General features: G+C 69.9%; 18 protein-coding genes and 1 pseudogene. 16 read left to right on the top strand and 3 right to left on the bottom strand.

Translation table 11 applies throughout. The features are described 5' to 3' along the window. Window positions 1–360 precede the first annotated feature (360 nt). Window positions 361–1,716: a dicarboxylate/amino acid:cation symporter gene (locus tag ACGFU7_RS29335; protein ID WP_393699647.1), complete on the top strand. Its 1,356-nt coding sequence runs from the start codon at window positions 361–363 to the stop codon at window positions 1,714–1,716. Window positions 1,717–2,524: 808 nt separating this feature from the next. After that, window positions 2,525–3,178: a TetR/AcrR family transcriptional regulator gene (locus ACGFU7_RS29330; protein ID WP_393699796.1), complete on the top strand. Its 654-nt coding sequence runs from the start codon at window positions 2,525–2,527 to the stop codon at window positions 3,176–3,178. On the opposite strand, the gene ACGFU7_RS29325 is transcribed toward ACGFU7_RS29330, so the two are convergent. Next, on the bottom strand, window positions 3,108–4,040 hold the full coding sequence (locus ACGFU7_RS29325) for a MaoC family dehydratase (RefSeq protein ID WP_393699645.1): 933 nt from the start codon (window positions 4,038–4,040) through the stop codon (window positions 3,108–3,110). The two genes, ACGFU7_RS29330 and ACGFU7_RS29325, sit on opposite strands and share 71 nt — an antisense overlap. A 4-nt stretch (window positions 4,041–4,044) precedes the next feature. Next, window positions 4,045–5,364 carry a 3-oxoacyl-ACP reductase gene (locus ACGFU7_RS29320; RefSeq protein WP_393699644.1) on the bottom strand — a complete coding sequence of 440 codons (1,320 nt, stop codon included), beginning with the start codon at window positions 5,362–5,364 and terminating at the stop codon, window positions 4,045–4,047. Window positions 5,365–5,435: 71 nt separating this feature from the next. On the opposite strand from ACGFU7_RS29320, the gene ACGFU7_RS29315 reads away from it, so the two are divergent. Further along, a complete protein-coding gene (locus tag ACGFU7_RS29315) occupies window positions 5,436–6,704 on the top strand; it encodes an acetyl-CoA C-acetyltransferase (protein WP_393699642.1) in 1,269 nt (422 codons plus the stop codon). 235 nt (window positions 6,705–6,939) lie between these two features. Beyond that, window positions 6,940–8,841 (top strand): AMP-dependent synthetase/ligase, encoded by a 1,902-nt coding sequence (locus ACGFU7_RS29310; RefSeq protein ID WP_393699641.1) that lies wholly within the window; start codon window positions 6,940–6,942, stop codon window positions 8,839–8,841. A gap of 84 nt (window positions 8,842–8,925) precedes the next feature. Here the strand turns inward: ACGFU7_RS29310 and ACGFU7_RS29305 are convergent, their stop codons facing one another. Beyond that, window positions 8,926–10,101, bottom strand: coding sequence for a glycosyltransferase (locus tag ACGFU7_RS29305; protein WP_393699639.1), 1,176 nt, complete (start codon window positions 10,099–10,101; stop codon window positions 8,926–8,928). A 204-nt stretch (window positions 10,102–10,305) separates the two neighbouring features. On the opposite strand from ACGFU7_RS29305, the pseudogene ACGFU7_RS29300 reads away from it, so the two are divergent. The 12 genes and pseudogenes from ACGFU7_RS29300 to ACGFU7_RS29245 form a co-directional block, all read left to right on the top strand. Continuing rightward, window positions 10,306–10,749, top strand: a pseudogene (locus ACGFU7_RS29300) (hypothetical protein); the annotation flags it as partial. 1,410 nt (window positions 10,750–12,159) lie between these two features. Beyond that, on the top strand, window positions 12,160–12,309 hold the full coding sequence (locus tag ACGFU7_RS29295) for a hypothetical protein (RefSeq protein ID WP_393699804.1): 150 nt from the start codon (window positions 12,160–12,162) through the stop codon (window positions 12,307–12,309). Window positions 12,310–12,670: 361 nt separating this feature from the next. Further along, window positions 12,671–13,054, top strand: a complete 384-nt coding sequence (locus ACGFU7_RS29290; protein ID WP_393699638.1) for a hypothetical protein — start codon at window positions 12,671–12,673, stop codon at window positions 13,052–13,054. Window positions 13,055–13,150: 96 nt separating this feature from the next. Next, window positions 13,151–14,110 carry a phosphotransferase family protein gene (locus ACGFU7_RS29285; protein WP_393699636.1) on the top strand — a complete coding sequence of 320 codons (960 nt, stop codon included), beginning with the start codon at window positions 13,151–13,153 and terminating at the stop codon, window positions 14,108–14,110. A 449-nt stretch (window positions 14,111–14,559) separates the two neighbouring features. Next, entirely contained in the window at window positions 14,560–15,423 is an 864-nt protein-coding gene (locus tag ACGFU7_RS29280) for an oxaloacetate decarboxylase (protein ID WP_393699634.1), read from the top strand. Window positions 15,424–15,596: 173 nt separating this feature from the next. Next, window positions 15,597–16,070, top strand: a complete 474-nt coding sequence (locus ACGFU7_RS29275; protein ID WP_393699633.1) for a hypothetical protein — start codon at window positions 15,597–15,599, stop codon at window positions 16,068–16,070. 88 nt (window positions 16,071–16,158) lie between these two features. Continuing rightward, on the top strand, window positions 16,159–16,674 hold the full coding sequence (locus tag ACGFU7_RS29270) for a hypothetical protein (protein WP_393699631.1): 516 nt from the start codon (window positions 16,159–16,161) through the stop codon (window positions 16,672–16,674). A gap of 148 nt (window positions 16,675–16,822) precedes the next feature. Beyond that, window positions 16,823–17,767, top strand: coding sequence for an LLM class F420-dependent oxidoreductase (locus ACGFU7_RS29265; protein ID WP_393699629.1), 945 nt, complete (start codon window positions 16,823–16,825; stop codon window positions 17,765–17,767). Between the two features lie 10 nt (window positions 17,768–17,777). Continuing rightward, window positions 17,778–18,563 carry an SDR family NAD(P)-dependent oxidoreductase gene (locus ACGFU7_RS29260; RefSeq protein WP_393699627.1) on the top strand — a complete coding sequence of 262 codons (786 nt, stop codon included), beginning with the start codon at window positions 17,778–17,780 and terminating at the stop codon, window positions 18,561–18,563. A gap of 122 nt (window positions 18,564–18,685) precedes the next feature. Beyond that, the gene (locus ACGFU7_RS29255) at window positions 18,686–19,816 is read left to right on the top strand and encodes an LLM class flavin-dependent oxidoreductase (RefSeq protein WP_393699625.1); all 1,131 of its coding nucleotides are present in this window, start codon (window positions 18,686–18,688) and stop codon (window positions 19,814–19,816) included. A 150-nt stretch (window positions 19,817–19,966) separates the two neighbouring features. Further along, window positions 19,967–21,706: an amidohydrolase family protein gene (locus ACGFU7_RS29250; RefSeq protein WP_393699623.1), complete on the top strand. Its 1,740-nt coding sequence runs from the start codon at window positions 19,967–19,969 to the stop codon at window positions 21,704–21,706. After that, window positions 21,703–23,202 carry an aldehyde dehydrogenase family protein gene (locus tag ACGFU7_RS29245; protein ID WP_393699622.1) on the top strand — a complete coding sequence of 500 codons (1,500 nt, stop codon included), beginning with the start codon at window positions 21,703–21,705 and terminating at the stop codon, window positions 23,200–23,202. Before ACGFU7_RS29250 ends, ACGFU7_RS29245 begins: the two co-directional genes overlap by 4 nt. The last annotated feature ends 93 nt before the right edge of the window (window positions 23,203–23,295 follow it).

The raw sequence follows: 23,295 nt of genomic DNA, 5'->3' as shown, positions 1-23,295 counted from the left end.
AGCGCTCCTGTACTGGGGTTTCGTCGTTCCCGCGCGTGTGCCGGGGGCTCCGGCGCCCTGCGTCGTTGCCCGAAGAAGACCGAAGAAGGCCAAGGGAGACCAAAGAAGAGCTTTGAGGTTCTCAAAGTTCAAGTGTTAACGTGTTCGACATGAAGACAGCAGTGCGCCATCGATTCGCCGCGAGCGTCCCGCTCGTGGAGCGCCTGCATGTCGATCTATGCCGCTGTATGTCCGCGGTCTGTTGCCGCAACGTCTGAACCGGCACCATGCAGCGGCGCCGCCCCTGACGCGGGCGCCGCACCCCCGTCCCCCCGCACGGCGTCCCCGTGCGTCCCGATGCGTCACATCTGGAGTGTGTCCGTGTCCGCGAATCCCGCGTCCGCCGCCGCGACCGACAGCCCGTCCGGCTCCGGCTCCGGTTTCCGTATACCCAAGGTCCCGTTCTGGGCCCAGATAGTCGCCGGCCTCGTCCTCGGTGTCGTACTCGGGTGGCTTGCCCGTACGTACGACATCAACTGGCTCTACACCACGCTCGACAAGGTCGGCCACATCTTCGTCCAGCTGCTGAAGCTGGCCGTCGCGCCGCTCGTCTTCTTCGCGATCCTGGTGTCGATCACCAACCTGCGCAAGGTCAACAACGCCGCCCGGCTGGCCACCCGCACGCTGCTCTGGTTCATGATCACCTCGCTGATCGCGGTCGCCATCGGCCTCGCGATCGGCCTGATCACCAACCCGGGTTCCGGTACGGGACTGACCCCGAAGGACGGCAAGCTGCCGGAGCACGCGGGCTCCTGGCTCGACTTCCTCACGGGCATCATCCCGGACAACGTGATCACCCCGTTCACCGAGCTGAACGTGCTCCAGATCGTCTTCATGGCCGCCGTCGCCGGTATCGCCGCTCTCCAGCTCGGTGAGAAGGCCCAGCCGATCCTCACCCTCAGCGAGTCCGTCCTGGAGCTCCTCCAGAAGGCCCTGTGGTGGGTCATCCGCCTCGCCCCCATCGGCACCATCGGCCTCATCGGCTACGCGATCGCCGACTACGGCTGGGACCTGATCGGCAAGTACGCGACGTTCACCGCCGACGTCTACATCGGCTGCGCCCTGGTGATGTTCGGTGTGTACCCGCTGCTGCTCGCCACCGTCGCCAAGCTCAGCCCGCTGCAGTTCTTCAGGGGCGCCTGGCCGGCGATCCAGCTGGCCTTCGTCTCCCGCTCCTCGGTCGGCACGATGCCGGTCACCCAGAAGGTCACCGAGCGCCTCGGCGTCCCGAAGGAGTACGCGAGTTTCAGCGTCCCGTTCGGCGCCACCACCAAGATGGACGGCTGCGCCGCGATCTACCCGGCGCTGGCGGCGATCTTCATCGCGCAGATCTTCGACGTCCAGCTGGGTGTCGGTGACTACATCCTCATCGCGTTCGTCTCGGTGATCGGCTCGGCGGCCACCGCCGGTCTCACCGGTGCGACGGTCATGCTGACCCTCACGCTGTCGACGCTGGGCCTCCCGCTGGAGGGCGTCGGTCTGCTGATGGCCATCGACCCGATCCTGGACATGATGCGTACGGCCACCAACGTGGCCGGCCAGGCGCTGGTCCCGGTGATCGTCTCGGCCCGCGAGAAGATCCTCGACCACGACGCGTACAACTCGGCCTCGTCCTCCCCGGTCGACGACGTCGAGGTGCGCGACGCCGAGCCGGAGCGCGTGCCGGTCGCCGCGTAGCCGGCCGTTCGTCATCTGTGGGCCTCTCCTCCAGTCCGGGGGAGAGGCCCACGACGCGTTCCGGGGCACCGCCGACGACCGGTTCGGGTCAGTGGGGCACCGTGCTCGGTCAAGAGGCGGAGTTCCTGCGTGCCCGATCCGCCGCCGCGCAGGTCCCGCTCGCACTCGTCTTCCCCGGCAGCGGATCGGGGAGGCGCCCGGGGTGCGTGCGCCGGCCTCCTCGCGGGAGGCCGCGGGCGCGCTGCCACTGGAGCTGTACGCCGCCACCGACGACGGACGGCTGCTGCGCCGCGACCCGGTCGCGGCCCTCGCCGAGTGGTACGAGGTCGCCCCCGTGCCTGCCGGGACTGCCGCACCGGCCCTGTGCGACGCCGGGGTGTTCGCCGTGACCCCGCACGACGACACCCTGCACCACCCCTCTGCGACGGAGCCCGATGCGCCCTGGCGGGTCCTCGGTGACGCGGGCGGTGCGGTCGCGCTCACCACGATGAACAGCCGGCTTCCGGCGGTGACCGCCCACAGCCGGCTGCGCACCCGGCTTCCGGCGGCCCCCGGCACCGGGCCCGCCGGCTTCACGGACTGCGCGTCACCGGGCCCCTCGGGCGGCTGCGACGCCCTGGCCGCCCGCTCGGGCACGCTGTACGCGGCGAGCGGCGGCGGCCCGCTGCGGATGCGACGACAACCGGCCATCCGACCGGTGCGGCCCCTGCTCCGTACGACGGTGAGGAGGCCCGCGCCGTACTCTTACCGAGGAGTGGCACAGCGGGGGTGGGAGGAAGTCGACGTGGGTGCTGTGAAGAGCAAACGGATGCCGCGTGCCGTGCGTGAGCAGCAGATGATGGACGCCGCCGTGCAGACCTTCGGGCAGCGCGGATACCGTGCCGCCTCGATGGACGAGATCGCCGAGCTGGCCGGGGTTTCCAAGCCACTGGTCTATCTGTACCTCAACTCCAAGGAAGAGCTTTTCACCGCTTGCATCCGGCGCGAGGCGAAGGCGCTGGTCGATGCGGTGCGGGCGGGGGCGGAGCCGGGACTTCCGGCCGATCGGCAACTGTGGGCAGGGCTGCGCGCGTTCTTCACGCACACGGCGGAGCATCCGGACGGCTGGGCGGTACTGCACCGCCAGGCGCGCACGCACGGGGAGCCCTTCGCCTCCGAGGTCACGGTGATGCGGGACGACATCGTTGCGTTCGTGACGGGTCTGATCGGGGCCGCGGCGCGCGAGGCGCACCACGATCCGGCGCTGCCCGACCGCGATGTGTCGGGGCTGGCGCAGGCGCTCGTGGGGGCCGCGGAGTCGCTCGCCGGGTGGGCGAACGAGACCCCGGGCGTCTCGGCCAAGGAGGCCGCGGCCACCCTGATGAACTTCTCCTGGGCGGGTCTGGAGAACCTTATGAACGGGCGTCCGTGGCAGGCGCCGACCCCGTCTGCGGGCCGGGCGCGCCGATTGTCGTCCCGGTGAGGTGGATACGGCCCGCACCGCGCAGCTGGAAGCCGGTGGAGTCCGCCGCGTAGGTGATGGTGGCGGGCAGCAGGACGGGGGCCCTGAAGTCGGCCCGTACCCAACGGATCTCATGGGGCCGAGGCGCCTCGGCCAGACACCGGGCGACGGTCCACATGCCGTGGGCGATGGCCCGGGGGAAGCCGAAGAGCCGGGCGGTGAGCGGATACAGGTGGATGGGGTTCCGGTCGCCCGACGCGGCGCCGTAACGGCGTCCCAGATCGCCGGGCAGCCGCCACTCGGCGACGGCGGGAAGCTCCGCGGCCGGGGCCGAGTCTCCCGTGGTGAGGGCTGCGCCCCTCGCGGTGGGCGCACCAGCCGCGTCGGGTGTACCTGCCGTACCGCGTTCACCTGCCGCAACGGCTGCGCCCGTCGCATGCCGGGAGAGATAGCCGCTGCGGGACTCCCAGACCAGCTCGCCCGCCAGCCGCGCCTCGGTGACCACCGTGACCTCCGTACCCCGTCGGTGAGGTGCCAACCCAGCGGCGTACACCGTGAGTTCGAGCAGATCGGTCGGGTGCAGGAGCCGGTGGCGGGTGATCTCGATCCAGGTGTGGACGAGCCCGACGACCGGCAGCGGGAACCTCCGGGCGGTCATCAGCCGCATGGCGAGCGGGAAGCCCAGCACATGCGGGTAGGTGAGCGGCAGCGTGCCCGACTCGGAGAAGCCGCAGATCCGGCTGTACGCGGCGAGGCGGCCGGGTGCGATCGGTGCGGCCGGGAGCACCGCCCGGTCGGCGGGCACGGTGGCGCCCGGGCGGCCGGCCCTCTTGAACGGGGACGTGACAGCTGCCCGTATGAGTGTCACGTTCGGATGCGGCATGCGGTCACGCACCCAGCAGGCTCTGGCCGCAGACCCGAACGATCTGGCCGTTGACGGCCGTCGACGCGGGCTCGGCGAACCAGGCGGTCGTCTCGGCGACATCGACCGGGAGGCCGCCCTGGGAGAGGGAGTTCATCCGGCGGCCCGCCTCGCGGATGAAGAGGGGGACGGCCGCGGTCATCTTCGTCTCGATGAAGCCGGGGGCCACCGCGTTGACCGTGACACCGTGGTCGGCGGCGGCACGCGGGGCCAGCGAACGGACCAGGCCGATGATGCCCGCCTTGCTGGCCGCGTAGTTCGTCTGGCCGTTGTTGCCCGCGATACCGGCGATGGACGCGGTGGCGACGATCCGGCCGCCGCGGTTGACGGTGCCCGCCTTGAGCAGGGCGTCCGTGGTGCGCAGCACGCTGTCGAGGTTGACGTCGATGACCGAGGCCCAGCGGTCGGCCGGCATATTGGCGAGCCGGCGGTCACGGGTGATACCCGCGTTGTGGACGAGGACGTCGAGACCGCCGGGGGCCGCGGCGGCGATCCGTTCCGCGGCGTCCGCAGCGGTGATGTCCAGCGGCAGCGCGGTGGCGCCGAGCCGGTCGGCGGTACGGGTCAACTCGTCCTGGGACTGCGGGATGTCGAGGCAGATGACCTGGGCGCCGTCCCGGGCCAGCACCGAGGCGACCGAGGCGCCGATGCCGCGCGCCGCACCGGTGACCAGCGCGGTGCGCCCGGCGAGCGGTGCCGACCGGTCGGCGACGGGATCGGGGGCGGCCGCGGTCAGCTCGATCACCTGACCACTGATGTACGCGGACCGGGGCGAGAGCAGGAAGCGGAGGGTGGACCCGGCCGAGGCGACGGCATCCGGCGCGATACGGAGCAGCTGTACGGTGGCGCCCCTGCAGATCTCCTTGCCCAGTGAGCGTACGAACCCTTCGAGGGCCTGCTGGGCGGCGGCCTGACGGTGGTCGTCGGCCGACGGCCGCACCCCCACCACCACGATGCGCCCGCCCGGCGCCAGGGAACGGACCACCGGGTGCAGGGCGGCGTGGACATCACCGAGCCCGCCGGGGGTGTCCACGGCCGTCGCATCCAGCACAATCCCCGCAGGGCGTTCGGCGGGTCCGGTGACTTCGAGTCCGGTCGCCGCGAGAAGTGCTCCGAGCTCCTCCGTAACGGCGGAGTCCCCGGCGGTGAGATGCAGCAACGGCCCGTCCAGCGACTGGGTCTCCAGCGACCAGCGGCGCAACGGTGCGGGCTGCGGCAGGCCGAGCCGCCGGGCCAGAAAACGGCCGGGTGCTGTGCCGGTGAAGTGCAGATAGCGGTCGGCCATTGTCCAGACTCCCTGCTCGGTCGTAGATTTACTCCGGAGTAAGGTTACTCAAGAGTCAGGAGCTGGTCGAGATGATCCCCCTCGAACTCCCGCAGCCCCGCAGGGTCGCGGTCATCGGCGGCAGCCGCATTCCGTTCGCGCGCTCCGACGGCCCGTACGCACAGGCCTCCAACCAGCAGCTGCTCACCGCCGCGCTGGGCGGCCTGGTCGAGCGGTTCGGACTCCAGGGGCAGCAGGTCGGCGAGTTCGTCGCGGGCGCCGTCCTCAAGCACAGCCGCGACTTCAACCTGGCCCGCGAGACCGTACTCGGCTCGGCGCTCGACCCGCGCACCCCCGCGTACGACATCCAACAGGCCTGCGGCACGGGCCTCCAGGCCGTCATCGCCGCCGCGAACAAGATCATGCTCGGTGCGGTCGACTCGGCGATCGCGGGCGGCACGGACACCACGAGCGACGCGCCCCTCGGCGTCAACGACGAGCTGCGCAAACTGCTGCTCACCGCCCGCCGGGCGAAATCAACAGGTGCCAGGATCAAGGCACTCGCGGGGGTACGTCCCCGGCACCTCGTCCCGGACATCCCGCGCAACGCCGAACCCCGCACCGGCCTCTCGATGGGCGACCACGCGGCGATCACCGCCCGCCGCTGGGACATCGCCCGCGAGGACCAGGACCTCCTCGCGGCCACCAGCCACCAGCGCCTCGCGGCCGCGTACGAACGCGGCTTCCTGGACGACCTCGTCGTCCCGTTCCGGGGCCTGACCCGCGACCAGAACCTGCGCCCCGGCTCCACGGTCGAGAAACTCGCCACGCTGAAGCCGGTGTTCGGCACCGACCACCCCGACGCGACGATGACCGCGGGCAACTCCACCCCACTCACGGACGGAGCCGCGACCGTACTGCTGGCGAGTGAGGAATGGGCCCGGGCCCACGACCTGGAACCGCTCGCCTACCTCGCGCTGTACGAGACGGCCGCCGTCGACTACGTGAAGGGCGAGGACGGTCTCCTGATGGCCCCCGCGTACGCCGTACCGCGCATGCTGGAGCGCGCCGGGCTCACCATCGAGGACTTCGATCTGTTCGAGATCCATGAGGCCTTCGCCTCCCAGGTACTGGCCACCCTCGCAGCCTGGGAAAAACAGGGCCTCGCCCCCGTCGACCGGGACAAGCTCAACGTAACCGGCTCATCCCTCGCCACCGGCCACCCGTTCGCCGCCACGGGCACCAGAATCGTCGCCACCCTCGCCCGACTCCTCGCCGAACGCGACGCCCCGTCCCGAGGCCTGATCTCCATCTGCGCAGCCGGTGGCCAGGGCGTCACGGCAATCCTCGAACGCCCGTGACGAACCGAACCGAACCGGCCGACCACCAGTTCCTCCTGTTCCGACGTGACGCTTCGGTTCGGCCGGCCGCCAAAATCCACATCCCTGTCCGGCCTGACGCATCAGACCGGACAGGACCAAAATCCAGCCCGTCCGGTGATTGAGGACATCTTTTGAGCCCGTCCGGCGATTGAGGACGAACACGGCCGCCGGACGGACCCGGCGCCCCGCCCGACCCCACGTTGAGGAGCCGCACGTGTCCACGCCACCCACCGCCCCCACCCCCACCCTCGTCAAGCCGACCAAGGCCAGAGCCACCGACGGCTCGGTACAGCAGGTCTCCGTACCCCCCGCCGCACCCCCCGTCCGTCGCGGCTCCCTCGCCGAGATCCCGTTCGACAACGCCCGCGAGGCCCCCGCCGACGCCGTCCTCAGCCGCAAGCAGCCGGACGGCAGCTGGCAGGACGTGACGGCGGCGGCGTTCGCCGACGAGGTGCTCGCCGTCGCCAAGGGCCTCATCGCGGAGGGCCTCGGCGCGGGCGACCGGATCGCGATCATGGCGCGTACGACCTACGAATGGACGCTGCTCGACTTCGCCGCCTGGGCCGCCGGGCTCGTCACCGTCCCCGTCTACCCGACCTCCTCCGCCTTCCAGGCCCGCTGGATCCTCCAGGACTCCGGCGCCGTCGCCTGCGCCGTCGAGACCGCGGACCAGGGCCGGCTGATCAGCCAGGAACGCAAGCAGCTCGGCGACCTCACCCACCTGTGGCAGTTCGACACGGGCGCGCTCGGCCGGCTGAAGAGCCTCGGCCGGGACGTCCCCGACGACGCCGTCACCGCCCGCCGCGCCACACTGGAACCGGGAACCCCCGCCACCCTCATCTACACCTCGGGCACCACCGGCCGCCCCAAGGGCTGCGTCCTTACCCACGGCAACTTCTTCGCCGAGGTCGACAACGCGATCGAACTCCTCCACCCGGTCTTCAAGTCGGTCAGTAAATACCCCGCGTCCACGCTCCTCTTCCTCCCCCTCTCCCACGTCTTCGGACGCATGGTCGCGATCGGCTGTCTGCGCGCCCGGGTCCGACTCGGCCACGCCCCGTCCATCCAGACCGAGGATCTCCTCGCCGACCTGGCCGGGTTCAGGCCGTCGTTCCTGCTGGCCATCCCGTACGTGCTGGAGAAGGTCTACAACACCGGCCGCGCCACGGCCGAGAAGATGGGCCGTGCCTCGTCGTTCGACCGCGCCGCGAGGATCGCCCAGCGGTACGGGCAGGCCGTTGAGGCCGCCGAACACGGCACGGGCCCCGGCCCCGGCCCGGTCCTCCGGGCGGCCCGCGCCCTGTACGACCCCCTGGTCTACCGCCGTATCCGGGCCGCACTCGGCGGACACGTCCGGTACGCGATCTGCGGCGGCTCCCCGCTGGGCCAACGGCTCGCCTCGTTCTACGCGGGCGCAGGCATCGAGATCTTCGAGGGGTACGGCCTGACGGAGACCACCGCGGCCGCCACCGTCACCCCGCCGCTCAAACCACGCCTCGGCACCGTCGGCTGGCCGCTGCCCGGCACCGCCGTACGGATCGCGGAGGACGGCGAGGTGCTGCTCAGCGGCGGCCAGGTGTTCCAGGGCTACTGGGACACCGAACGCGGCGAGGCCGTACCCGTACAGGAAGGCGGCTGGTTCGCCACCGGCGTCCTCGGCGCGCTCGACGAGGACGGCTACCTCACGATCACCGGCCGCAAGAAGGACATCATCATCACCTCCGGCGGCAAGAACGTCACCCCGGCCCCCCTGGAGGACTGGCTGCGCGCCCACCCGCTGGTCAGCCAGTGCATGGTCGTCGGCGACAACCGGTCGTTCATCACCGCCCTGATCACCCTGGAGCCGGACGGGCTCGCCCATTGGCGTCAGATGAAGAAGAAGCAGGACGTGCCGATCCGCGAACTGGTGGCGGACGAGGAGCTGCGGGGCGCGCTCCAGCGCGCGGTCGACGAGGCCAACCGTCTGGTCTCGCGTGCCGAATCGATCCGCACGTTCGCTGTGCTGCCGGGGGACTTCACGGAGGAGGGCGGGCACCTGACGCCGTCGCTGAAGCTGAAACGGGATGTGATCGCACGGGACTTCGAGAAGGAGATCGAGGCGTTGTATCGGAAGTGACCGCGCAGGCGGCGGCACATCGTCACCGAGACCGGACCTGTTCCGGGCCTCTCCCGTTCTCCCCTCAGCCGTCCCGCGCGCCTTTCATGCGGTCTTCGGACGGGCGAAGGCGGCGGGTGCCGACCGGCCGGAGCGTGCGGCGACGAGGTCGGCCGCGAATTTACGGTTGCTGATGGTCTGTTCGCGGTAGCCGGCCGGGAGGTCGGACAGGGCGAGGAGGCGATCGCAGGATGCCAGCGATCCGCGCGCGTCGCCGGTCCAGTAGGAGGTGATGGAGTGCTCGAAGAGCAGGCCCCAGCTGTAGATCCAGGGCTCCATGAACAGCCAGTCCTCGGGGGCGGGGCGATTGAGGCCGGCGACGACGACTGCGTTGGCCGCTCGATAGCGGCCCATCTTCCTCAGCCGGGAGGTCAATTCGTAACAGGCCTCCAACCGCTGGGGCCGGCTTTCCCATGCGCGGGTGAGAGCGTCCATGGCGCCGGGCCAGTCACCGGATTCGGCCTTGAGCACGCCCACTTGCAGCAGGGCGTAGTACACCTCCTCGTCCCATCCGCCCATCCCGGCCCGACGCTCGTACGACGCGATCGCTTCCCGGGTCTCACCCATGTCGCGGAGGGTCTGCGCGAGGTAGAAGACCGTGCGGGGATTGTCCGGATTGCGCTTGAGGTCTTCGCGCAGCAGGCGGGCGTCCCGGGTGAACTTGTCCCCGCGCGAGCCGCCGTCGGCGAAATGCTCGATGCTGAGGACCGAGAGATCGGCAACGGTGTGCTGCTGGGCGGTGGTCAGAAATTCGTGGGTCGCGCCCTCGTACCGCCACGGGATGTCCCCTTTGACCAGCCGGGGGATGCGGTATTCGAGGGCACCGAGATGGCGCAACATGTAGGAGTCGGCGCTCAGTTCGGACAGTTCGGACAGCGGGCCCTCCCGTCGGACGGCCATGTCGGCGTCGATGAGCAGGAGATAGTCGGCCTTGCCGCGTGCGCGCTGGATGTTCAGGGTGCGGTTGTGGCCGAAGTTGGCCCAGAGGTCCTCGTGGAGTTCCCCCGGAATCCCCTTCATCGCGGCGCGGATCAGTTCCTGTGTTCCGTCACGGGAGCCGGTGTCGGAGATGACCCATGTGTCCACCAGGTCGCGTACGGAGTTCAGGCATCGCTCGATGACCTTCGCCTCGTCCTTGACGATCATGCACAGGCAGATCGACGGCTTGCGGTGCAGGACGGGTGGCCGTTCTTCGGCAGGACGGTCAATTAGATTTGTCATATAGATCTCCCCATCTGGCTTCTATGGGGTAACACCCCACGGCGAATTGGTGCGGTGTACGGGATCAGCCGATCCGGTCACCGAGGAAAGCGACGCTAGTGCGCCGGAATCCGGTGGCCGCGACGCGACACGGGATTCTCGGGGGCGCGCAGGTGGCCGGGCCGGAATGGCCAATGGGTCTAACCAGTATGTGAATAGGGGCGGATGGCCGAAGCATCCCTCACTCACAAGGGGAGCGGTCTGCACTCAGACGGTAGATCATCGGCGTGGCGCATATGCCATTACCCTCTCCGGCCTGTCACAGTCACGGCTCCTGATCCACGCAGACCCGGTAAGGAATCCGAGATGCAGAAATCGAGAAGCTGGGACATTTTGTCCCGTTCAACTCTGGGCGCCATGTCGCTGGGAATGACCCTGGCGCTGTGCCCCATGGACATTGCTCACGGAGCGCCGAACCCCACGGGTTCGCAGGCGGTCAACCGAGTGATGGCCAGCCGGGTGGCGGCCAGCGTGTCCGGGACGGTCACCTCCCAGGTCTCTCAGAACATCCGTAGCAGTCCCACCACCCAGTCGCAGATCATGGGCAGCGTGCCGTCCGGCGGCTCGGTGTCCATCGCCTGCAAGGTGGTCGGCCAGAACGTCGACGGGAACTCATTCTGGTACCTGCTGTCCAACGGCAGTGGCTGGATGAGCGCCCGCTACATCTCGACGCAGACCACCGTGCCCTTCTGCGACGACTTCCCGGGCTCGGGTGACACCGGACCGACGGGGCCCATGGGTCCGACGGGTCCGGTGGGTGCTAACGGCGCGACCGGGCCTGCTGGTCCGACGGGTGCGACGGGTCTGCAGGGCATCCCCGGTATGCCTGGTATGCCTGGTGCGACTGGTGCCACGGGTGCGTCTGGTGCCAACGGTGCCAACGGTGCAACCGGTCCTGCCGGCCCGACGGGTGCGACGGGTCTCCAGGGTGCCACCGGTGCCACCGGTGCGTCTGGTGCTGTTGGTGCTCACGGTCCGACCGGCGCGACCGGTCCGACGGGTGCGACTGGTCTGCAGGGTGCCACCGGTGCGTCCGGTGCTAACGGTGCCACGGGCGCCACCGGTCCGGCCGGTGCCAACGGTGCCAACGGTGCCAACGGTGCGACGGGTGCCACCGGTGCGTCCGGTGCTAACGGTGCGACGGGTGCCACCGGTCCTCTTGGGCCTGTTGGTCCGACGGGTGCCACGGGTCTGCAGGGTGTGCCCGGTGCCACCGGTGCCGCGGGTGCTAACGGTGCGACGGGTGCCACCGGTCCTCTTGGGCCTGTTGGTCCGACGGGTGCCACGGGTCTGCAGGGTGTCCCGGGTGTGCCCGGTGCCACCGGTGCGTCTGGTGCTAACGGTGCGACGGGTGCCACCGGTGCGTCCGGTGCCAACGGTGCGACGGGCGCCACCGGTCCTCTTGGGCCTGTTGGTCCGACGGGTGCCACGGGTGCCACGGGTCTGCAGGGTGTCCCGGGTGTGCCCGGCGCCACCGGTGCTCTTGGGCCTGTTGGTCCGACGGGTGCGACGGGTCTGCAGGGTGTGCCCGGTGCCACCGGTGCCACCGGTGCCGCGGGTGCTAACGGTGCGACGGGCGCCACCGGTGCCGCGGGTCTGCCTGGTACCAATGGTGCTGATGGCGCCACTGGTCCTGTTGGTCCGGTGGGTGCGACGGGTGCGGCTGGTACCAATGGTGCTGATGGCGCCACTGGTCCTGTTGGTCCGGTGGGTGCGACGGGTGCGGCTGGTACCAATGGTGCTGATGGCGCTACCGGTCCTGTTGGTCCGGTGGGTGCGACGGGTGCGGCTGGTACCAATGGTGCTGATGGCGCTACCGGTCCTGTTGGTCCGGTGGGTCCGACGGGCGCGGCTGGTACCAACGGTGCTGATGGCGCCACTGGGGCTACTGGCCCGGCGGGACCTGTTGGCCCGTCCCAGACTGCCACCAGCGCCGCCACGATCATCCCCCCTGGGGGCAGCGTCGAGGACATCACGGCCACCTGCCCCGCCGGGACCGTGCTGACCGGGGGAGGTGCCGTGAACCAGTTGCAGAACGACGAAATCCACTGGACCGCGAGCGCTCCGGACACCCCGACCAACACCTGGCACGTCTCCGCGTACAACGCCGGTGCCGGCCCGCAGACCGTCCAGGCATTCGCGGTCTGCATTCCCGCCAGCAACCCGTGAGGTGACTAGTACCACGGGGAATGGACGGGAACCTGCTTAGGTTTCGGGACAGCCCCCGTAGTCGCTGCCGCAGCAGATGAAGGGTTTTCTGCTGCGGCAGCTTCATGTCGTCCCGCGTCAGGAGCGGAAGTGTCCGCTATGCCTTGCTCTTGTAGTGCGCGATGTCCCAGTGACTGCCTTCCCGCGCGTAGACATTGCCGGCGGGGGACTTGTACAGAGCGGCCCCGTCGCTACGCTTCCCCGCCTCGGCGAACTTGCGCGTGATGTAGTTGTTGACGCACGGGACCTTGGTGGAGATATCCGTCCTGTACCCGTTGCGCCGGCTGTATGTGCCGGGGCTGTGCCCTTCTCGGTGCCGCCGGTGACGATCACCTTGCAGCCGCTGACCTTCCTGAAGGCGATCACGCCCGCGATGGTCGCCTTGTTGATCCGGGTGAATGACGTACACGACTTCTTGTTCCAGTCAGAGCGGTTGCCGCTGGATGTCCAGGTGATGCCCGCCTCCTTCAACTGGGCGGCGGCATCCGCGTGCCGCGCGTACTTCGCAGGTGCGGCCTGGGCGGTGCCGGCCACCAACAGGACCGAAGCGGTTGCGGCGATCACCGCGCGGGTGGACAGAAGTCCCATGCGCTTCGAGTCGTACTCCTTGTCTGTCCTGCCGGTTCGAACGCTGCTCGGGTGTGCTGCTCCAAGTGCGGGAAGCCTGCCCGGCGGCGAACAGCCTGCGTATCCACCCTTCAAGTGAAAAGGGCGTGTCGAAAAAGACTTTCCCGTCCGTCGCGCGCTCCCGGCGACTTCTGCCGGCCGCTCGCCGCGCCAGTGGAGTCAGTACGCTCCACGCATGGGTGAAGCAGCAGACAGCGACCTGGACCGGTCGGCGACGCGTACGTGGGTGGAGAAGGCCCTTGCGTCGGGGGAGCGGATCGAGAGCGCGGAGCGGCTGCGTGGCGGATGGACCTCGCAGATGCGACGGCTGGACGTCTCCGGGCCGGCCGGCGGGCGTTCGCTCGTGCTGAGGTCCTTCGTCAAGCCCTTCTTCGTGCGTCATGCGCCGGGGCTGCTCACCCGGGAGGCGGACGTCCTGCGGCTGCTGGACGCGACCGATGTCCCTGCGGCGCAGCTCGTGGCCGTCGATGCCAGGGGTGAACACTGCGACCGTCCCTCGCTGTTGATGACCCTGCTGCCCGGGCAGGTGCGGGTGGACGATGCCGGAGCGCAGGAGCGCATCGGGCTGCTGGCCCGGCAGTTGGCCGACATCCACCGGGTGCGGGTGACGGATGAGACCCGCCCGCGCGACTACGAGGCGTGGACCGCGCCGGACCGGGTGCGGGTGCCCGAGGCCACCGAACGGGCGCGGCTCTGGCAGCGCGCGGTGGACGTGATCCGCCGCGAGCCGCCTGCGTACGCACCCCGGTTCCTGCACCGCGACTTCCATCCGGGCAACGTGCTCTTCACCGGCGCCGGGGCGGACCTCCGTATCAGCGGAGTCGTCGACTGGGTCGAGACCTCCTGGGGCCCCGCAGACCTGGACGTCGCCCACTGCTCGACCGCGCTGGCGCTGCTGCACGGTGTACCGGCCGGGATGAGCTTCGCCGAGGAGTACACGGGCGCGGGCGGGCGGTTGGCCGGGAGCGGTACGGACCACCTGTACTGGCGGCTGCTGGACGCGCTGGCCTACGCGCCGGACGCGGAGAAGGTCGCGGTCCCGTGGCGGGAACTGGGGCGGACCGATCTGACGCCCGAGGTGCTCACGGCGCGCCTCGAGGGCTATGTGGAGTGCCTGCTCGACCGGTTCGCCTGATCGGCGCTCGTCGCTGCAACAGCCCAACACGGCGTCCCTGTGCGGCAGTCGGCGCACTACCCGTCCGATGTTTCGGATGATCCGAGAGAAACAGACCCTCCGGTTTCGTACACAGGGTCAAATCCGGCGTGTCCCGGGGCAAAGAGACGGTCATGTCTGTATAGATGTACACGTCTTCGTAAATGGGGCTGCTTTTGCGTCCCGTGCGGCATGAGTGCCGCCGTCTCTTCCGCACGTGGGCGCCGCGCGTGGTGTTCCCGAATTCGTCGCATCAGTGAATCGCTGAACCGCCGGCCCGCATGCCTCGATTCGCCGGAGTCCTTGTCGCCGGAAACGGCATTGCTCAAAACCTGTTCCACGCAACGGAATCACTGAACCGCCGGCTCGGCGCATTTTCGATGCACCGAATGCTGATTCACGAATCAACGACTCATTGGCAAGGGGATGCTGTGCGTTACGGAAGTGCGCTGAGGGAAGAAGTCCGATCTCCGGGAACGACTCCTCTCATCGGTATTTACGACATGTACTCGGCATCCGTTGCGGCCCGGCATTACGACGGATTCTTCGTGTCCGGATTCGGTTTCGCCGCCTCCCACTACGGGCTCCCCGACATCGGCTTCATCGCCTGGCCGGACATGGTGGCCTTCGTGGAGCGGCTGCGGCCGGCCTTCCCCTCCCACCACCTGCTGGTCGACATCGATGACGGCTACGTCGATCCCGAGGTCGCCTGCCACGTGGTGCAGCGGCTGGAGAGGATCGGCGCCTCCGGCGTCGTCCTGGAGGACCAGAAGCGCCCCCGCAGGTGCGGTCATGCGGACGGCAAGCAGGTGCTCCCGCTGGAGGAGTATCTGGAGAAGCTCAACCTCGTGCTGGAGAGCAGGCAGGATCTCGTGGTCGTCGCCCGCACGGACGCCACGGAGGAGGACGACATCCTGCGCCGGGCCGAGGCGCTGGCCGAGACGGACGCCGACGTCGTCCTGGTCGACGGGGTGCGCAGTGTCGAATGGATCCGGCGCATCCGGAAGGTGGTTGGCGACAAGCCGCTGCTCTTCAACCAGATCGCGGGCGGAAAGTCACCCAGGCTCTCGCTCTCCGAACTGACCGAGCTGGAGTGCCAGATGGCCATCTACAGCACTCCCTGCCTCTTTGCCGCACATGCCGCCATCGATGCCGCGCTGACTGATCTCAAGCAGTCCGACGGACGGCTCCCCGAGCTCGCGCCCTCCGGCGGAATCGGAGTGCGGGGCTCGACGGAACTGCTGGAGAAGAACATCAGCAGGCATCACGGCGTCCGTGAGCCGGTGTCCGTCTGACGCGAGCGATGTGCCGGGAGCGGGCCGCCCGCTCTCGTCACTGTTCCGGCCGAACGCCGGGGGCCCGGTGGTGCACCCCCCAGGCGCCAGCGGGACCCCGGCGCACGCGGACCACAGCGAAACAGGCCGTTGTCCGGACCGGGACCGTGCGGCCGGGAGAGAAGAGCCGGATCATGGGATTCACCTCGTCGAAGGCGCGTGCGGCCCTGGTGGTCGCCCTCAGTGCGCTCTGCCAGGGCCAGTTGGCCGCCGGTAACGCCTGGGCCGACGCCCCCGACGGCGGCATGGAAACGCACCACGGACCCTCCTTGGTCACCATTGACAACTCCAACGCCGACTCCTGGCTGGAAGTGGACCGGACCCTCGACGTGCTGGGCCCCTTCAGCAAGGGCACCGCGGGCAGTGACCACGACGGCGGCGGGGGCGCGATCGACCAGAACGTGTCGGGTTCGACGGGCGTGGGCGTCCAGGCCGCGCCGAACGAACACGAGGATGAGGAAGAAGGGGACGAGGGGGCGCCGAAGCCCGGGAGCGCGGCGACCGGAGGGGACGATGACGAGGGCGACGCCGACCGTGATGCCGGCCGTGATGCCACCCGTCCGCCGGGCTCGTCGGCGCCGGACGCCGCCGCTCCGCGCCGGCCCTGACGCCACCGCTCCGGCTCGGGTCCCGGAGGCCGCGCGCGCACCGTCGGTGCCGTGCGAGGCTGGTGCCGGGAGGTCGGGAGGGGTGGCGATGGGCGAGACGCGAGGCGAGGGGGCGGACCCCGGCGGGCGCTTTGTGCTGCACCGGTTCAACGGCGACGAGGTGTACCGCTTCGGTTCGGCGGAGATGTGGGTGGGCCATGCGTCCGACGGTGGTACGGACGCGGATGTGACGCTCTGGTTCGAGCTCGCGGCCGATGACGATGCCGTTCAGCGGTGCGAGGACACGGCGGATTCGGGCATGGCGCCGACCGCTGAGGTGGGCATCGTGCTGCCGGCGGCCGAAGCGGACGCCGGCCGGCTGGTCGGGAGGACGTTCGTGATGGCCGGTGCGGCGGACGGCGAGGACTCGTGCATGTCGCTGCTCTATTACTACGAGCACGAGCCGCTGCGGGACAACCGGATCACGGTGGTCTCACGCGACGGTGACCGCTTCCGGCTGCGGTGGACCGCGGTGTGCGAGGACGTGAACTTCTACGACGGGAGCAAGCCCCCGACCCGGGTGGAGATCGAGGGCGAGTTCCTGTTCCGGGACGCCCGCACCTGACCGGGTGCGGCCGACCGCCCGGACGGGTGGCGGTGGTGCACCGGTTCGCCTGCCCCCGCCCCTTGTCTGATGTGACGTCAGGTACGACGATGGCCCCCGCGCCGTCAAGTGACGATACGTCAGATTCCTTCGGGGAGGAGGCCGTTCGGTGCCGATACTGCCCACCGGGCCGCTGTCGTACGGGATGCAGCTCCCGATCCAGTCGCAGAGCACCATCTACGCGGAGGGGTGGGAGGCCGCGGCCACCCCCGCCGACCTCGCCGAGATCGCCCGCACCGCCGACCGAACCGGCTTCGCCTACCTGGCGAGCTGCGACCATGTCGCGATCCCGCGGCGGCTCGCCGGGGTCATGAGCACCGTCTGGTACGACCCGGTCGCCACCCTCGCCTTTCTCGCCGGGATCACCGAGCGGGTCCTGCTGATGAGCCATGTCGCCGTCGTCGGCCTGCGGCACCCGCTGGCCACCGCCAAGCAGTACGCCACCCTCGACCACCTCTGCGGCGGCCGGCTGATCCTCGGGGTCGGGGCCGGGCACGTACCGGAGGAGTTCCGGGCGCTCGGGGCGGACTTCGAGGGGCGGGGCGGGGTCCTCGACGAGACCATCGACGCACTGAAGGCGGCGCTCGGTCCCGAGGAGTACCCGGAGTTCGCGGGGGAACGGTTCTCCTTCGCCGGGCTCGGGCAGCTGCCGCGTCCGGCCCAGGAACGGGTGCCGGTCTGGGTGGGCGGTTCCTCGCCCGCCGCCGTGCGCCGGGCCGCGGTGCGGGGGGACGGCTGGCTGCCGCAGGGCGATCCGCGGGGGAAGCTGCCCGCACAGATCGCCCGGCTGAAGGAGCTGCGCGAGGCGGCGGGCGTCGGGGAGCCGATCGTCATCGGTGCGATCACCGAGCCGCTGTACGTCGGTGAGCCGGAGTGGTCCGTCGGGCGGCGCACCCTGACCGGAAAGCCGGAGGCCGTCGCGGAGTCGCTGCGCGAGTACGGGGCCATGGGCGTCCACCAGATCCAGGTGCGGTTCCGCAGTCGGAGTCGTAGCGAACTGACCGACCAGATGGCGGCGTTCGCCGCCGAGGTCGCACCCCATCTCGACAGGTAGGAGTCAGATCATGGGCAAGCTGGACGGGCGGGTCGTACTGATCAGCGGTGCGGCGCGCGGGCAGGGCGAGCAGGAGGCGCGGCTCTTCGCCGCGGAGGGCGCGCGGGTGGTGATCGCCGATGTGCTCGACGAGCAGGGCGAGGCACTGGCCAAGGAGCTGGGGGAGGACGTCGCCCGGTTCGTCCATCTGGATGTGAGCCGGGAGGAGGAGTGGCAGGCCGCCGTCGCCGCCGCGAAGGACGCCTTCGGGAGGATCGACGGGCTGGTCAACAACGCGGGGATTCTCCGGTTCAACGAGCTGGTGACCACGCCGCTGGAGGAGTTCCAGCAGGTGGTGCAGGTCAACCAGGTGGGCGCGTTCCTCGGGATCAAGAGCGTCGCGCCCGAGATCGAGGCCGCGGGCGGCGGGACCATCGTCAACACCGCCTCGTACACGGGGCTCACGGGCATGGCGTTCGTGGGCGCGTACGCCGCGACCAAGCATGCGGTGCTCGGTCTGACCAAGGTGGCGGCGGTGGAGCTGGCCGCGAAGGGGATACGGGTCAACGCCGTCTGCCCCGGGGCCGTGGACACCGCGATGACCAATCCGGCGGCGCTGGACCCGACCGCGGATCCGGGGGAGTCCAGGGCGGCGGTGGCCGAGCTGTACCGCAAGCTCGTACCGCTGGGCCGCATCGGGCAGCCGGAGGAGGTGGCGGCGCTGGCGCTCTTCCTGACCTCGGACGACTCCTCGTACATCACCGGGCAGCCGTTCGTCATCGACGGGGGATGGCTGGCGGGCGTCAGCCTCTTCTGAGCGGCCTGTTCCGAGCCGATCTGACGATGCATCAGGTATTGACGGGTGCGGGTGCCGGTGGAACAGTCGGACGCATCAGAATCTGACGATGCGTCAGAAACGATTGAGGACGGTGAACCCCCTTGGAATTCGGGCTCTTTGTACAGGGGTACGTGCCCGCCGCGCGGGCCAAGGCCGACCCCGGGGCAGAGCACAAGGCGCTGATCGAGGAGACCGAGTACGTCATCCAGGCGGACAAGTCCGGCTTCAAGTACGCCTGGGCCTCCGAGCACCACTTCCTGGAGGAGTACTCGCATCTCTCGGCCAACGATGTGTACCTGGGCTACCTCGCGCACGCCACCGACCGCATCCACCTCGGATCCGGCATCTTCAACCCGCTCGCCCCCGTCAACCACCCGGTGAAGGTGGCCGAGAAGGTCGCCATGCTCGACCACCTCTCCGAGGGCCGCTTCGAATTCGGCTCCGGGCGCGGGGCCGGCAGCCACGAGATCCTGGGGTTCATGCCGGGCATCACCGACATGAACCACACCAAGGAACTCTGGGAAGAGACCATCGCCGAGTTCCCCAAGATGTGGCTCCAGGACGAGTACGTCGGCTTCCAGGGCAAGCACTGGTCGCTGCCGCCGCGCAAGATCCTGCCCAAGCCGTACGGGAAGTCGCACCCGGCGATGTGGTACGCGGCCGGGTCGCCGTCCTCGTACGCGATGGCGGGCAAGAAGGGGCTCGGCGTGCTGGGCTTCAGCGTGCAGAAGGTCTCCGACATGGAGTGGGTCGTCGAGTCCTACAAGACGGCCGTCAAGGAGGCCGAACCCGTCGGGGACTTCGTCAACGACAACGTCATGGTCACCTCCACGGCCATCTGCGCCGAGACGCACGCGAAGGCCGTCGAGATCGCGGTGGGCGGCGGGCTGAACTATCTGCAGTCGCTGCTGTTCCGCTACCACGACACGTTCCCCCGGCCCGAGGGCATCCCGGAGTGGCCCGAGCTGCTGCCCGAGTACTCCGAGGAGATCATCGAGCTCCTGATCGCCGAGGAGCTGATGATCTGCGGCGATCCGGACGAGGTGCTGCGGCAGTGCAAGCGGTGGGAGCAGGCGGGGGCGGATCAGCTGAGTTTCGGGCTGCCGATCGGGATGAGCCGCGAGGACACGCTGAACTCGATCCGGCTGATCGGTGAGCACGTGATCCCGAAGATCGACACGGACCCGGTGCACCGGACCTCGCGGTTCCGGGCGGCGGCGGGGGAAAAGTAAGCCCCTCCGGCGATTGAGGCGCGGGGGCTCGGGGGCTGAGCCCCCGGTCAAAACAGCGGCGTCTTCCCGGATCGCCGCTCCGTGGAGCCGGGGTGCGTACCGCGGCCGTGCGCACCCCGGCTGCACACCCACCACAGAAGGGAACCCGTCATGCTCGACCACCTCATCCGCGGAGCGACCGTCGTGGACGGCACCGGCGGACCCTCGTACCCCGCCGACATCGGCATCCGCGCCGGCCGCATCGCCGTCATCGCCGAACCGGACACGCTCACCGAGGAAGCCGCCACCACGCAGGACGCCACCGGCCTCGTCCTCGCACCCGGCTTCGTCGACCCCCACACCCACTACGACGCCCAGCTCTTCTGGGACCCGTACGCCACCCCCTCCATGAACCACGGCGTCACCACCGTCGCCGGAGGCAACTGCGGATTCACCCTCGCCCCGCTGCACCCCGAACGCCCCGAGGACGCCGACTACACCCGCCGCATGATGTCGCGGGTGGAGGGCATGGCCCTCAAGGCGCTGGAGGAGGGCGTCGACTGGAGCTGGTCCAGCTTCCGCGAATACCTCGACGCCCTCGAAGGGCGGATCGCCGTCAACGCCGGATTCATGGTCGGGCACTGCGCCCTGCGCAGACACGTCATGGGCGCCGACGCGATCGGCGGACAGCCCACCCCCGAACAGCTCGACGCCATGCTCGCGCTCTTCCACGACGCGATGGACGCCGGAGCCTGGGGGCTGTCCACCACCCAGTCCTCCACCCACTCCGACGGCGACGGACAGCCCGTCGCCTCCCGCCACGCGCTCCCCGAGGAGCTCCTCGCCCTCTCCCGCGCCGTCGGCGAACACGAAGGCACCCAGCTCGAAGCGATCGTCGCGGGCTGCCTCGACCAGTTCTCCGACGAAGAGATCGAGCTCCTCGTCGACATGACCGCCACCGCGGGCCGCCCGCTGAACTGGAACGTCCTCACCATCGACGCCGCCGTCCCCGAACGCGTACCCCGCCAGCTCGTCCCCAGCGAACGGGCCCGCCGGGCCGGCGGCCGGATCGTCGCACTCACCATGCCGATCCTCACCCCCATGAACATGTCGCTCGGCACCTTCTGCGCCCTCAACCTCATCCCCGGCTGGGGCGACATCCTCGCCCTCCCCGTCCCCGAACGCATCGAACGGCTCCGCGACGCCGCCACCCGCGCCGAAATGCTCCGCCGCGCCGACAGCAAGGAGGCCGGCGTCTTCCGCCGCCTCGCCGACTTCGGCCGGTACGTCATCGGGGACACCTACAGCGAGGCCAACGAAGGGCTGAGCGGCCGCGTCGTGCGCGACATAGCCGCCGAACGCGGGCAGGACCCCTTCCACTGCCTCGTCGAGATCTGCGCCGACGACGAGCTGCGTACGGTGCTGTGGCCCATGCCCACCGACAACGACCCCGACTCCTGGGCGCTGCGACGGCAGACCTGGGAACACGAGGACGTCATGCTCGGCGGCTCCGACGCGGGCGCGCACCTGGACCGGATGTGCGGCGCCCCGTACACCACCCGCTTCCTCGGCGACTGTCTGCGCCGACGTAAACTCCTCCCCCTCGAACAGGCCGTCAAGATGCTCACCGACGACCCTGCCCGGCTCTTCGGGCTCCGCGACCGCGGCCGCATCGAGGAGGGCTTCCACGCCGACCTCGTCCTCTTCGACCCCGAACGCATCGACGCCGGGCCCGCCACCCTCGTACACGATCTGCCCGGCGACAGCCCCCGCCTCGACGCCAAGGCCATCGGCATCGTGTCGGTCCGCGTCAACGGTGTGGAGACCCTGCGCGACGACAAGGTGACCGGAGCGGTCCCCGGTACGGTGCTCCGCTCCGGCCGCGACACCCGGACGGTGAGCACCGTATGAGCGACAGGAACCGTACGGGCGACACGAGCCGTACCGGCGACAGAACGCGGCGCCTCTTCATCGGCGGAGAGTGGACCGAACCCGACCACGGCCACTACGAGGTCATCAACCCGGCCACCGAGGAGGTCGTCGGCCTCGCCCCCGAGGCGAGCCGAGAACAGGTGTATGCGGCAGCGGCCGCGGCCCGCGAGGCCTTCGCCACCTGGTCCCGCACCCGCCCCGAGGAGCGGGCCGCGATCCTCGACCGGGCCGCCGACCTGATGCAGCGCGACTTCACCGTCAACGCCGCACTCGCCCAGGCGGAGAGCGGCGCCACCACGGGAACGGCCAGGGCCATGCAGGCCGCCGTCGGTGCCGCCCGCTTCCGCCGGTACGCCAGGGGCGCCCTGGAACCGGTCGAGGAGGCGATCGCACCGCAGATCAACGAGGCCGGGCCGATGGGGCGGGCCGGTGTCTTCGGGGCGCTCGCCGTACGCCAGCCGGTCGGCGTCGTCACCTGCATCACCTCGTACAACAACCCCTGGGCCAACCCGGCCGGCAAGGTCGCCCCCGCACTCGCCATGGGCAACACGGTCGTCGTGAAACCCGCACCGCAGGACCCGCTCTCCGTCTACCGGATGGCCGAGGCGCTCGAAGAGGCGGGCGTTCCGGCGGGCGTCGTCAATGTCGTCACCGGATCGGGCCCCGAGGCGGGCGAGGCCGCCGTCGACTCACCGGACGTCGACATGGTCAGCTTCACCGGCTCCACGGCCGTCGGGCAGCGCATCGCGGAGGTGTGCGGGCGCGGCATGAAGCGGCAGCTGATGGAGCTGGGCGGGAAGGGGGCCGCCGTCGTCCTCGATGACGCGGACCTCGACTCCGCGGCGGCGGGCATCGGCACCACGTTCTCCTTCTACAGCGGCCAGATCTGTACGGCCCCGACCCGCGTCCTCGTCCAGCGCGCGGCCCACGACGCCCTGATCGGGAAACTCACCGCGTACGCGGGCCATCTGAAGGTGGGCGACCCGACGGACCGGGGCACGGTCGTCGGCCCGGTCATCTCCGCCGCCCACCGCGACCGCATCGAGTCGTACATCGAACTCGGCCGGAAGGAGGGGGCGAGGACCGTCACGGGCGGCGAACGCCCGGCCGGACTCGACCGGGGCTTCTACGTCGCCCCCACCCTCCTCGCCGACTGCACCAACGACATGCGCGTCGTCCGCGAGGAGATCTTCGGCCCGGTCGTTGTGGTCGTCCCCTTCGACGACGAGGACGAGGGCATCGCACTCGCCAACGACAGCGACTACGGACTGATCGACTACGTCTGGTCCTCGGACGTGGCACGCGCCTTCCGGGTGGCCCGGCAGCTGCGCGCCGGCGGAGTCGGCGTGAACACCATCGGGCGGAACATGGAGGCCCCGTTCGGCGGGTTCAAGAAGAGCGGAGTCGGGCGCGATGTCGGCTCGTACGCCCTGCACGCATACAGCGAACTCCAGGCGATCGTCTGGCCGGGCTGAACCGGCGCACCCCATGGGTGTCCGCTCAGCGGACACCCATGGGAAAATTTTGAATCCCCACAAAACGGACAGTGCTGCGATTCTCGTATGACG

The organism is Streptomyces sp. NPDC048473, from assembly GCF_043200155.1.
GTDB lineage: Bacteria > Actinomycetota > Actinomycetes > Streptomycetales > Streptomycetaceae > Streptomyces.
This window is presented reverse-complemented; position numbering and strand designations above follow the sequence as displayed.